This is a genomic window from Flavobacterium ammonificans (genome assembly GCF_020885975.1).
GTDB lineage: Bacteria > Bacteroidota > Bacteroidia > Flavobacteriales > Flavobacteriaceae > Flavobacterium > Flavobacterium ammonificans.
The window spans coordinates 1,329,488-1,341,646 of record NZ_AP025183.1 but is presented as its reverse complement, the minus strand read 5'-3'; the positions used below and the strand labels follow the sequence as shown (position 1 = coordinate 1,341,646).

At 32.9% G+C, this 12,159-nt stretch carries 11 protein-coding genes, 3 tRNA genes and 1 riboswitch; of the genes, 10 read left to right on the top strand and 4 right to left on the bottom strand.

Translation table 11 applies throughout. The features are described 5' to 3' along the window. Positions 1–93 precede the first annotated feature (93 nt). Positions 94–1,554, top strand: coding sequence for a TonB-dependent receptor (locus LPC23_RS06070; protein ID WP_229323603.1), 1,461 nt, complete (start codon positions 94–96; stop codon positions 1,552–1,554). Between the two features lie 43 nt (positions 1,555–1,597). Here the strand turns inward: LPC23_RS06070 and LPC23_RS06065 are convergent, their stop codons facing one another. Then, positions 1,598–2,620: a BamM family beta-barrel-assembly machinery protein gene (locus LPC23_RS06065; RefSeq protein ID WP_229328872.1), complete on the bottom strand. Its 1,023-nt coding sequence runs from the start codon at positions 2,618–2,620 to the stop codon at positions 1,598–1,600. 78 nt (positions 2,621–2,698) lie between these two features. On the opposite strand from LPC23_RS06065, the gene LPC23_RS06060 reads away from it, so the two are divergent. Both LPC23_RS06060 and LPC23_RS06055 read left to right on the top strand, forming a co-directional pair. Then, positions 2,699–3,094, top strand: a complete 396-nt coding sequence (locus LPC23_RS06060) for an RNA-binding S4 domain-containing protein (protein WP_229328870.1) — start codon at positions 2,699–2,701, stop codon at positions 3,092–3,094. Between the two features lie 24 nt (positions 3,095–3,118). After that, positions 3,119–3,619, top strand: a complete 501-nt coding sequence (locus LPC23_RS06055) for a phosphoribosyltransferase family protein (RefSeq protein ID WP_229328868.1) — start codon at positions 3,119–3,121, stop codon at positions 3,617–3,619. Here the strand turns inward: LPC23_RS06055 and LPC23_RS06050 are convergent. After that, a complete protein-coding gene (locus LPC23_RS06050) occupies positions 3,611–4,129 on the bottom strand; it encodes a shikimate kinase (RefSeq protein WP_229328866.1) in 519 nt (172 codons plus the stop codon). The two genes, LPC23_RS06055 and LPC23_RS06050, sit on opposite strands and share 9 nt — an antisense overlap. Before the next feature lie 127 nt (positions 4,130–4,256). On the opposite strand from LPC23_RS06050, the gene LPC23_RS06045 reads away from it, so the two are divergent. The 3 genes from LPC23_RS06045 (at position 4,257) to LPC23_RS06035 (ending at position 4,560) form a co-directional block, all read left to right on the top strand. Next, positions 4,257–4,329: transfer RNA gene (locus tag LPC23_RS06045), tRNA-Lys, on the top strand. Positions 4,330–4,362: 33 nt separating this feature from the next. Next, positions 4,363–4,435: transfer RNA gene (locus tag LPC23_RS06040), tRNA-Lys, on the top strand. 42 nt (positions 4,436–4,477) lie between these two features. After that, positions 4,478–4,560 (top strand) — tRNA-Leu (locus LPC23_RS06035). A gap of 198 nt (positions 4,561–4,758) precedes the next feature. Here the strand turns inward: LPC23_RS06035 and LPC23_RS06030 are convergent. Continuing rightward, a complete protein-coding gene (locus tag LPC23_RS06030) occupies positions 4,759–5,280 on the bottom strand; it encodes a DUF4252 domain-containing protein (RefSeq protein ID WP_229328864.1) in 522 nt (173 codons plus the stop codon). 138 nt (positions 5,281–5,418) lie between these two features. Between LPC23_RS06030 and LPC23_RS06025 the strand changes: the two genes are divergently transcribed. Further along, complete coding sequence (locus LPC23_RS06025; protein ID WP_229328862.1) at positions 5,419–6,879, top strand: S41 family peptidase; 1,461 nt, start codon at positions 5,419–5,421, stop codon at positions 6,877–6,879. 72 nt (positions 6,880–6,951) lie between these two features. Here LPC23_RS06025 and LPC23_RS06020 read toward each other — a convergent pair whose 3' ends face one another. Continuing rightward, entirely contained in the window at positions 6,952–8,907 is a 1,956-nt protein-coding gene (locus LPC23_RS06020; protein ID WP_229328860.1) for a TonB-dependent receptor plug domain-containing protein, read from the bottom strand. 99 nt (positions 8,908–9,006) lie between these two features. Beyond that, positions 9,007–9,279: riboswitch (cobalamin riboswitch) on the bottom strand. Between the two features lie 80 nt (positions 9,280–9,359). On the opposite strand from LPC23_RS06020, the gene LPC23_RS06015 reads away from it, so the two are divergent. The 3 genes from LPC23_RS06015 to LPC23_RS06005 are packed head-to-tail and all read left to right on the top strand — an operon-like array spanning position 9,360 to position 11,963. Then, entirely contained in the window at positions 9,360–10,502 is a 1,143-nt protein-coding gene (locus tag LPC23_RS06015) for an ABC transporter substrate-binding protein (protein WP_229328858.1), read from the top strand. A 1-nt stretch (position 10,503) separates the two neighbouring features. Then, positions 10,504–11,535: an iron ABC transporter permease gene (locus LPC23_RS06010; protein WP_229328856.1), complete on the top strand. Its 1,032-nt coding sequence runs from the start codon at positions 10,504–10,506 to the stop codon at positions 11,533–11,535. Then, positions 11,535–11,963 carry a GxxExxY protein gene (locus LPC23_RS06005; RefSeq protein ID WP_229328854.1) on the top strand — a complete coding sequence of 143 codons (429 nt, stop codon included), beginning with the start codon at positions 11,535–11,537 and terminating at the stop codon, positions 11,961–11,963. Before LPC23_RS06010 ends, LPC23_RS06005 begins: the two co-directional genes overlap by 1 nt. The last annotated feature ends 196 nt before the right edge of the window (positions 11,964–12,159 follow it).

Below are 12,159 nucleotides of genomic sequence, written 5' to 3'. Positions count from 1 at the left end.
AAATGTTATTTTTTTACAAAAATAAGGTTAATATTCTTTACACAAACTGCTAATTTATTAACTTTGTAACTAATAAGCATTCATATACTAAAGATGTACAGCAAAAAGATAAAATTAAAAGGCGATAAAGCTATAGAGCAAATTCCTTCAATAAAGGACAAAGCGCTTCGTATCAACTTAAATGAAAATATTTATGGAACATTTGCTGAAATTGGAGCTGGACAAGAAACAGTAAGACACTTTTTTAGAGCTGGTGGATCGTCTGGAACTATAGCAAAAGCAATGTCGGCCTATGATAAAGACTTTAGTGATGCTGTCTATGGAATAGAAGAAGATGGCCGTTATGTTACCGAAAGTCGATTAAAAAAGATGCTTTCTCATGAGGTTAATTTGATCGAAAAAAGGTTGAGCAGAGACAAACATCCTAACAAAATGTTTTTTAGTTATGCGAATACTGTAGCAACAATCGATTTTGCAAAACAATTTAAGGGGCATGGATGGGTTGGAATTAGTTTCCAAATTGAACCTGACGAAGCTTACAACGAAATCATTCTTCACATTCGTTTCAAGGAAACTGATTCAAGATTACAACAAGAAACCTTAGGTATTCTTGGTGTTAATTTAATTTATGGAGCCTATTACAAATACAATGATCCTAAAAAATTATTGCGCTATTTGTATGATCATTTAGATAAAGACCAATTAGAGATTGACACCATCAACTTCTCAGGACCTCGTTTTGCAGATGTAGATAACCGTCTAATGAGTTTACAATTGGTTAAAAATGGCATGACAGATGCCGTAATGTTCAATCCTGAAGGAAAAAACATTTTACCTGCCTCCATATTATACAAGAAAAACATACTAGCTTTTAGAGGAAGTTTTCGTCCAGTAACTAAGGTAAACATGGACATGTATGAGAAATCTCTAAAAATGTTTTTAGATGAAAATAAAGTCGAAAAAGACAATACGTTAGTCATTTTTGAAATTACTTTATCGAATCTTCGCTCAGACGGAGAAATTGACGAAAGAGATTTCATGGATCGTGCTGAATTACTATGTTCTCTGGGACAAACTGTAATGATTTCAAATTTTCAAGAATATTATAAAGTAGTAGAATATTTTGCTAACTATACCAAAGCCCGTATGGGATTAGCTATGGGAGTAAATAACTTAGTAGATATTTTTGATGAAAAATACTATCGCCACTTAAGTGGTGGAATTCTTGAGGCATTTGGAAAATTATTCTATCGAGACATGAAAGTCTTCTTGTATCCAATGATAGGTGAAAATGGAGAAATCATAACTTCAGAAAACTTAAAAGTACATCCTCGAATGAAAGAATTGTACAAATTCTTTAAATTCAATGGAAAAGTAATTGACATTGAAGATTACAATCCAGATATATTAGAAGTGTTCTCACGAGAAGTTCTAAAAATGATCAGTCAAGGAAAAGAAGGCTGGGAAGAAATGCTACCAAAAGGAGTATCTGAAATTATTAAAGAACACCGTTTATTTGGCTTTGAACCTAACAAATATTTAAAAGAAGTTTAAAAAAAAATCCCAATGAAAATTGGGATTTTTTTTAAACAATATATTATTTACAATTTTTATCTAAGTGCTTCTTAATTCGCTGACTGTTAGTGGTGTTTCCGCTACAATCAGGGATGTTATCAAAAGTATACAATTGATTCAGCCCATTAGAATCTTTATAAGTTAATTCCAAACGAGTTGTGAAATTATCTCCGTCATCATCAACATCTAAATGATTTGGGAATCCATCACCATCTGTATCATCAGGATTAACGGTTGGTGTAATTGGATAACTAACTTTATTTCTAAAATCGTACATATATCCGTCTCCATTCAGATCTTCTAAATAAGAAGGAATTCCATCGCCATCTTGATCTGCTCTTTGAATTTCGTATAATTTAAAGCTAAACACTAATGGAGAATAAGAAGGTATACTTCCGCTTCCTGATGCAAAATAGGCTAAGCCTGAAGGAAGAAACATTACTCCAGCTCCAAAATTAGAATAGGATATAGTTCCGTCTGCATTCGTAGTATAAGTACCTTTTCTAAATTGTGGGAATATTTCACCCCAACCTGTAATGGTATTTAACAAGCTGAAAAAACTCTGAGGAAATTTAGACTCTTCAAATTGAGTAACTCTTAATTCAGCAGCTGTTGTGGTTGTTGCCGCAACTTGCGTTAAATAGTCACCCCTGTATGCAGCTAAAACTCCATCTACATTAGATGGTTTTTCACCCGTACCTTCTCTTAAAACTAGGTAGTAAATTTTATAAGTAATGCCATGAAAATTTACATCTCTAGATAATAACTTTGGAAAAGAAGTTGCATTTAAATAAGACCACATGGATCGTTGATTACCTCCGGTTGGTATCTTAGTAAAAACCACATCTTGATCATCATTAAAACCAGGTCTGTTAGTAACTGTAATGTAATACGATTTAAGATACTCTTCAATTGTAGCTATATCTGTAGTATATTGAATCGAATATTCTCTAAGTGGAACAATTTCAGCAGGATTGTCTTTAGAACATGAAAAAAATGAAATGGTTGTAACTAATACAATAAAATAATACTTAAATTTGTTCATTATGGCGAATTTTTAGATGCGCAAGATACAATATTGATTTATTTTTGTAAACTATTTAACTCCGATTTTAGAAAATTTATGCGAATAGATAAATATTTATGGTGTGTGCGTTATTACAAGACCAGAAACATGGTTACTGAGGCTTGTAAAAAAAACCATGTAACTGTAAATGGCCAAATTGCCAAGCCTTCAAGAGAGGTTTTCCCTACCGATAAAATTACATTTAGAAAAGACCAAATAACTCAAATAATCACTGTTTTGGATATTCCAGAAAGCCGAATCGGAGCAAAATTAGTCGATTTGTATCGAAGAAATGACACTCCTCCAGAAGCTTTCGCCCATTTAGAATTATTAAAATTATCCAAAGAGCATTATAGAAAATCAGGGACTGGAAGACCTACAAAAAAAGATCGTAGAGATATTGATGAATACGGAAACGAAATTCCAGAAGATTTATACGATACCACTTTATAATATTTGACATATTAAATTTATACCATGAGCAAGAATACTATTTTAACGCATCAAGAAATTGAACATAAAATTAAACGAATAGCCTACCAGATCTACGAAACATTTGTTGATGAAGAAGAAATTGTAATTGCAGGAATAGCAAGTAATGGTTTTATTTTTGCCGAAAAAATTGCGGCTTCCTTAAAAGATATTGCCAACTTGAATATTCTACTTTGTGAGGTTATTATAGACAAACAACATCCCGAATCTGATGTACAAACATCTATTCCTAAAGAACAATATGAAAACAAAGGATTAATCTTGGTAGATGATGTACTCAACTCAGGTACTACTCTAATTTATGCGGTAAGACATTTTCTGGATGTACCGCTAACTAAATTTAAAACGGCTGTTTTAGTAGATCGAAATCATAAAAAATATCCTGTAAAAGCAGACTTTAAGGGAATATCATTATCTACATCACTTTTAGAACATGTGAATGTAGTTTTTGATGACAATGGTCAAGATTCAGCTTATTTAAGCTAATATTGATTTAATATCTTCAACTGTTTCATCGATAGTTTTACCATCAACGTTTACTTTGAATTGAGCCTGGTGGTAATAATAATTGCGGTCAAACAAATGTTTAGCGATAAATTCTTTCAATTCTTCATCTGATTTGTTAGCAATAATTGGACGCTTAGTTTTATTATTTACTAATCTTTGAAAAAGAGTATCAACCGAAGCTTTTAAATATATAGAAGTAACCCCATCTCCATTCAATAATTCATGATTATTTGCATAACAGGGAGTTCCTCCTCCTAAACCGATAATCTGTTTTTCAGACGAAGCCAAAAGTTCGACAAAAACTTCGTGTTCTAACTTCCTGAAATAAATTTCTCCATACATTTCAAAGATTTGATTGATGGTTAAATTGGTTTTATTCTCGATGCTCTCGTCAAGATCGATATAGGGAACCTTCATCAAACTGGAAAGTTTTTTGGCAATAGTAGATTTGCCACACCCCATATATCCTAATATAATTATTTTTTTCATTGGAATAAAACCTTACTAATTAAGGCGTTAAAGACTTTTGTTTAAAAAAGACAAATTTAAAATAAAATAGCTTTGAAATATCAAAAATAAGGCCTTATATTTGCACCCGCATTCAAGAAATGAAAATGACTCGATAGCTCAGTTGGTAGAGCACATCACTTTTAATGATGGGGTCCTGGGTTCGAGCCCCAGTCGGGTCACAAATAGTAATACATTTCATTTCTTGAGTCAACGACTCGATAGCTCAGTTGGTAGAGCACATCACTTTTAATGATGGGGTCCTGGGTTCGAGCCCCAGTCGGGTCACAAAAGGTTGTTCGATTATCGAATGACCTTTTTTCATTTTTTGGCCACGTGGAGAAACGGTAGACTTGCCATCTTGAGGGGGTGGTGCTCGTAAGGGCGTGTGGGTTCAAATCCCACCGTGGTCACGAATAAAACAAAACGCATAAAAAATAATCAAGCTTGCTTGAAATTATTTTTTATGCGTTTTGTTTTTCAAAGCGGAGCTTTATTGGGAAAGACGTAGTCAATCCCATGTGAATGCTTAAAATTATTTTTATTCTTTTTGTTTTTCAAAGCGGAGCTTTGTTGGGAAAGACGTAGTCAATCCCTATTGATTACTTGAATTATTTTTTACCCGCCTTTCTCAATTCGGCACTTCCGGGAATTTTCATTTTATCGGTTAAAGCAGGCACTTCATTCAAATCAAAATCACCAATTATTGACATTAAAACCGTTTCTTTCGTTTTTGGATCTTCAATAAATAGTAATAACTCTTTTAATTGAGTTTCACTACTACCCTGCTTAGAGTGGATTCGAACCAATTTACCTCCGTCATTTATTGCCATTAGCTCACTCAATCCTATTGCTTTAGTATATTTTTCAGAAGTAAGTCTCATTTGCATAGCAATTCGTTCATTTTGTGTTCGATATACCTTAAGATTATCTATCTTTTTAATTAAGCTCATGTATTGTAAAGTTTCTTTATCAGATGTATCTAATTTAACTTTACTCATTAGCTCAAACATTTTCTTATTAATATTGATTGCGCTAACACTTTCAATTCCTTCAAATTGATCAAAAACGGATTGCGAAAAAACTGGGCTTGCCAATACCAAAAGAATTATTGAAACAATATATTTTTTCATAATTTACTTACTTTTATAATAGTCGCATAAATGTATTGATAAAAGTTATTTTAATAAACATAATACGCTACTTTTTTGTTCTAACTAAAACAAAAGTTTGTATTTTTACTTGACAAACCCAAATTACACGAGCATACTATGAAAAAAATTATTCAGCTTTCGATTTTAGTATTTATTTCATTCTTTGTATTTCAAAGTTGTCAAAAAGATGCAGATGACGAAATAATTAGTACCCCAGAAGATGTTTCTATTCAAAATTTTATTTGGAAAGGATTAAATCAATACTATCTATGGCAACCAGATGTACCTAATTTAGCTGACAACCGATTCAGAACTCAATCGGAGCGTGATGCATTTTTAAGCAATTACAAAGTACCCGAAGAATTGTTTGATGCACTGCGAGTGAGCCCTACTATTGATCGATTTAGTTGGATGGTAGATGATTATGTTACTTTAGAACAATCGCTTCAAGGAACATCAAAAAACAATGGTGTAGAATTTGGCTTGAGTTATAAACCTAATAGTACTACAGAGTTATTTGGCTTTGTTCGATATATCATTCAAGGTTCAGATGCTTCAAATAAAGATATAAAAAGAGGTGATATGTTTACTGCCGTTAATGGTACTCCATTAACGACAGCTAATTACCAAAGTTTGTTATTTGGTTCAAATGAGAATTATGTTTTAAATATGGCTGAATTTAACGGAACAACTGTTGTTTCAAATGGCAAAACTATATCACTAACAAAAACTACATTAACTGAAAATCCGATTTTAGTCAAAAAAGTAATTTCGGTAGGAACTAAAAAAATTGGTTATTTAATGTACAATGGGTTCTATGCTGATTTTGATTCACAATTGAATACTGTATTCGGAGAATTCAAATCCCAAGGAATTACAGATTTAGTACTGGATTTACGCTACAATAGTGGAGGATCTGTTCGTACTGCAACCTATTTAGCCAGTATGATTACAGGGCAATTTACAGGTAAAGTATTTGCAAAACAACAGTGGAATCCTAAAATTAACGACTATTTTGAAAAAAATGACCCAGATGGATTAAGTAATTTCTTTACAGATAAAATTGGCTCTACTCCTATTAACAGTGTGAATATGACAAAAGTATATATTCTAACTACTAAATCGTCCGCTTCTGCGAGTGAACTTGTAATTAATGGTTTAAAACCTCATATAAATGTCGTACAAATTGGAGATGCAACTACAGGTAAAAATGTTGGATCGGTAACTTTATATGATTCTCCAGATTTTACAGAAAAAAATAAAAACCCAAAACACAAATACGCCATGCAACCTATAGTATTAAAAATTGTTAACTCAGCAGGTTTTGGCGATTATTTTAATGGCTTAGCACCAACACATGAGTTAAAAGAAACCATTAGTACATTTGGCATTCTTGGAAATGAAAATGAACCTTTACTAAAACTAGCAATTGCAAAAATTACAGGTACAGGAAAATTAACCCCACAAAGTTCAGGTAAAGAATTTGAGTTTTTTAAAGATTCTAAATCTAGCAATCCATTTGGAAACCAAATGTATTTGGACAAAGCACCTAGAGGTCTTCAAAAAGCATTAGACTAGCAAGGTATACAGTACAAAAGAGGCTTTCTAAAAAATAGAAAGCCTCTTTTTTTTATTAATTAAAATTAATCCCTAAAAATTAAATACGAAACCTACTTTGAAATTTCTTCCCAAAGTGCTGTATCCAATATTTTCTACAAAATTTACATTAAATACATTATTCACTGAACCAAAAACAGACAAGCTATTTTTCACTAATTCGTATCGAGCTAAAGTATGTAGCAATTGATATGAACCTAGATTAACATTTGCTAAAGCAAAAGTATTTCCATCAAAAAAAGCATCTTTTCTAGCATCCACATATTGGTAATTCATGTTCCAATAAAAACGATCTGAGATTTTAAAATCCAATGATGAATTGATTTTGTTTTTAGGAATTAATCGATTTAAGGCTTCGTCTACATAAGTAAATGTATAATTCCAATTCCATGTGATGGAGTTGCTTACAATAAATTGGAATTCAGATTCAATTCCTTTGGCTCTATTCAGCCCAACAATATTTACATAATTGGAATCAAAAGTACTCGGATTAAAATAAAACCCAATGGAATTAGTTTGTTCGCGGTAAAATCCAATCACATTCCATCGTATTTTTTTGTTTACTAAATGCGTTTCAAACCCCGCTTCAACTGTGCTGTTTTTTTCGGGTGTCAAATTTCTATTTCCAAATTGAGAATACAATTGGTATAAACTTGGAGTTACAAAAGCAGTACTAAAGGAACTTACTAACTTAAACGGAAAAGACTTAAAATCAAATGAAGGATTGATATTATAGACTAATTGATTACCATACTCACTATGACTATTCCATCGAGCCCCAATATTCAAATTAAATCCAGATGCGGTTGTCAAAACTCCTGTGAGGTAGGGATCAATCATATTAAATTTGGTATTCTCTCTAGCACTGTTTCCAAATGGAGTACTACTATTAGCATCATGAAACTGGTATTGAACACCCGAAACTAGATAGAAAGTTGGAGTAAATTTGTATTTATTATATCCATCAACTACTACAGTTCGAGATTCATATTCAGAAAAACCTACTGTATTGGAATACGGATCAAACTCGTTATAAGAACGAATAATTCTATTTAAACTAGAATTCAAAATGAATTCGCCCTTATCATATTGGAACTTTGGCATAAATCCAAAACGAAATTGCTTTGAACTAGTTTTATTTAGTTCTGTATCGCTCATTCCTGTATTATCATAACCGCCATCATAATCATTTTTGATTTGATCGTAATTTCCAAAAAAATCAAATGACAATTTATCGGTTACGGCATAACCCACTTTGGCTAAATAATTCAAACGCGAAAAAGGATCATCTTCATACAAATCATCCGAATTAGTTGGAGCAATTTGAGACTTTCCTTTTGTTTCTGTACTATTTAAAGAAGTGAAATAGGTAAGTTTTTTACTTGATCCGTGTAAAGAAAAACCTTGATTAAAATCAGCTAATTTTTGACTTTGATAGGATGCTGTTGCGTTAGTTCCAGTATTTAGATAGGCATTTCCTGCAATAGACTTCTTACTCCCTTTCTTCAATTTAATAGAAATTACTCCTGTAGCAGCACCAGAACCATAAAGCGTGCTTGCTGCCCCTTTCATAATCTCAATGCTTTCTACTTGCTCCACTGGCAACAAACGCAAGTCATATTCCATATTTATTCCTGACGCATCGTTTACAGGGATTCCATCAATTAAAATCAAAACTTGATTGTTTTTTCCTCCCCTAATGTAATAGCCTAAATTTTTCCCAGCAACACTTTGATTGCCATTAATTTCTAGTCCCGCAACGGTGTTTAAAACGGCAGCGATACTTTGACCCGGTCTGTTCTTTAAATCATCCGCTGTAATTTTTGAAATTACCTTTCCTGATTTTTCTTTGGCTAAAGCAAATTTAGAATCAGATACCACTACTTCTTGTAACTCGTTTTGAGAGTTAGCATTTTCTTTTTCTTGCGCAAAAGCACAAGCAGATACTAGCGCAAACAATGCGCTAATCCGAACGTTTTTCTTGTTCATTATACATTAAACATTTTGCAACAGCTGAACTGTTACTTTACTAATAATGGGGAGAAAAGCATAGAATTACCCATACCCAAACCTTTTTTCCCGAAAGTTTGATACTCGATGTAATAGGCAGGTCTCCTGGCTTGCGTCTTGTTGTTCACCTTCTCATTCGCAAAGCGAACAATGGTTTTGTAGATAACAACAAGCTTTTTAGCTTACAGTTGCGGGTACAGCGTAAGATTTTTGAATTTTGATTGTTGAATTCTAAATTTCAGATGTTGTTGATTCTATCTAAAATCGTTAATCAGCGATCTTCAATCACTCACTTCCCTTTTAATGCTATTTTGAAAAACAAAAAGCAACCTCAATACGATTGCAAAGATACCACTAAGATTGGGATAAAAAATTAAATTTGATTTTTAAATCCGTTTACACCTACCTTTGCATATCTTGTAATCAAAGCGATGAAATCATTTTTTTTAAAATTTATTTTCCTTTTGTATATTCTGCTTCTTGGCGGATGCAAACAAAATAGCGCCAATTCAGTAGTTTCAAAAAGTACTGCCAAAAATGAAATTCAGCACGCTAAAGGATTAGAAATATACCATTACCAAGGCTATTCTATTCTTAAGATTACACGTCCTTGGCCTGATGCCAAAACACCATTTACTTATATTTTACAAGAAAAAAATGGCAGTATTCCCGATAGTTTACAACAATACACACGAATTTCAGTTCCCATCCAATCCATAGTAGTTACCTCTACAACACACATTCCAGCATTGGAATTATTAGGCGTTGAGAATACCTTGTTAGGTTTTCCCAGTACTGATTTTATTTCGTCGGCAAAAACCAGAAAGCGAATTGACGCTGGACTTTTGAAAGAAGTAGGAACCAATGAAACCTTAAACACCGAAATACTGATTGATATGGCTCCGGAGGTTATTGTGAGTTTCGGTTTGAATAACAGCAATCCAACTTTGGATAACTTACAAAAGAGTGGTTTGAAAGTACTTTTAAATGGAGATTGGAATGAACAATCTCCGCTAGGTAAAGCAGAATGGATCAAGTTTTTTGGTACTTTGTATGGTTTGGATGCCAAAGCCAAGGCAATTTTTTCATCCATCGAAAAAGAATACCAAACCACTTTGGCTTTGGCCCAAAAAGCAAAGCAAAAACCTACAGTTTTGAGTGGTGCTATGTATCAAGATCAATGGTTTGTTCCCCAAGGCGAAAGTTGGATGGCTTTATTTCTCAAAGAAGCGCAATCCAATTATTTATGGGCTAATACAACTGGGACTGGAAGTTTGACTTTACCTTTTGAAACGATTCTCGAAAAAGCACAAAAAGCAGAATTTTGGATTGCTCCAGGTGATTTTACTTCTCTAAAAGAGATGAATAACAGCAATCCGCATTATGCGAAATTTGACGCGTTTAAAAATAAAAAAGTATATTCGTACGCTTTACACAAAGGCGCTAAAGGTGGAATTTTGTTTTTCGAATGGTCTTCTACCCGACCGGATTGGGTATTGAAAGATTTGATTGCTATTTTTCATCCTGAACTGCTACCAAAACATCATCCGTATTTTTTTGAGAAATTAAATTAATTTGAATACAACTAAACGAAATACGTTACTCTTTATTTTCCTGAGCATAGGATTGGTTTTTCTATTTCTAATTGATATTAGTGTAGGTGCCGTTGCCATTCCCATAAAAGAGGTGTGTAATAGTTTAATTGGTTCGGGTGCAAGTAAATCTTCTTGGGAATACATCATTATGGATTACCGCTTACCCAAAGCGATTGTAGCAATCCTTGTTGGTATGGGATTATCGATTAGCGGCCTTTTAATGCAAACTTTGTTTCGCAATCCGCTAGCAGGGCCTTATGTTCTCGGACTGAGCTCGGGAGCTAGTTTAGGTGTAGCATTAGTGATATTAGGTTCGGCATTTTTACCTTCTTTTGCAAGTGAATTGGTACTTTCTTCTTACGGAATAGTTATCGCTTCAAGCTTAGGTAGTTTCCTAGTTTTGTTAGCCGTTTTGGCTGTTGCCCAACGTTTGCGAGACACTATGGCAATTCTAATTGTCGGATTAATGTTTGGCAGTTTAACCAACGCTTTGGTGGGTACACTCACCTATTTTAGTACGGCTGAGCAATTGCAAAAATTCACTTTCTGGTCTTTAGGAACTTTAGGCAATTTATCTTGGACGTCAATTGCTATTTTATCTATTTGTGTATTGATTGGATTACTATTGAGTTTGATTAGTATCAAACCTTTAAACACTTTGCTTTTAGGAGAAAATTATGCAAAAAGTTTAGGATTGAATTATGCTAAAGCACGCTTTATAATCATCTTAGCTACCAGTATTTTGGCAGGAAGTATCACTGCTTTTGCTGGACCAATAGCTTTCGTTGGTTTGGCTGTACCACATATCGCTAAACTAGTTTTTCAAACGAGTAATCATCTAATTCTATTTTGGAGTACCGTCCTATTTGGCGCTATGATTATGTTGATTTGTGATACTCTTTCACAATTACCTAACTCAGCAATTGTAATTCCTATCAATGCAATAACTTCTATTTTAGGTGCGCCAATTGTAATTTGGTTACTCATCCGCAAACGTAAAATGATGAACTAATGGAGAATGCTAAAATAATTTCTCAAAAATATTTGGACGAACTTACTTATGAAGTTTTAGGTGCTGCAATTGAAGTTCATAAAACTATGGGAAGAGGGTTGCTCGAAAATATTTATCATCACTGCTTAATTGAAGAATTATCAACAAGAAATATACGTTTTTCTACAGAAATGAATATTCCGGTAGTCTATAAAAATAAATCGTTGAATATCGATTATAAATGTGATTTATATGTAGAAAATTGCTTGGTGGTAGAACTAAAATCAGTAAATGAAATAAATGCAGTACATAAGGCGCAGTTATTAACTTATATGAAGTTGTTACATTCACCCAAAGGCATATTAATTAATTTTAATTGTTTTAACCTTTTTAAAGAGGGACAAATTACTTTTGTTAACGAACATTTTAAAACATTGCCTAAATTTTAAAAATGTGAAATTAAATTTAACCACATAGAAACATAGGTAATTAAATAAAAGAAAAGAATGGATAGAAATAGTACTATTTCTCACATAGCTATGTGAAGAGTGAAACGTCTAACTCCATCTTCATAAAACTATCAAGTCTATGTCTCTATGTGGTAAAAAACTTTCTGATGATAATTAAAAAAAGTAAATGAGCATT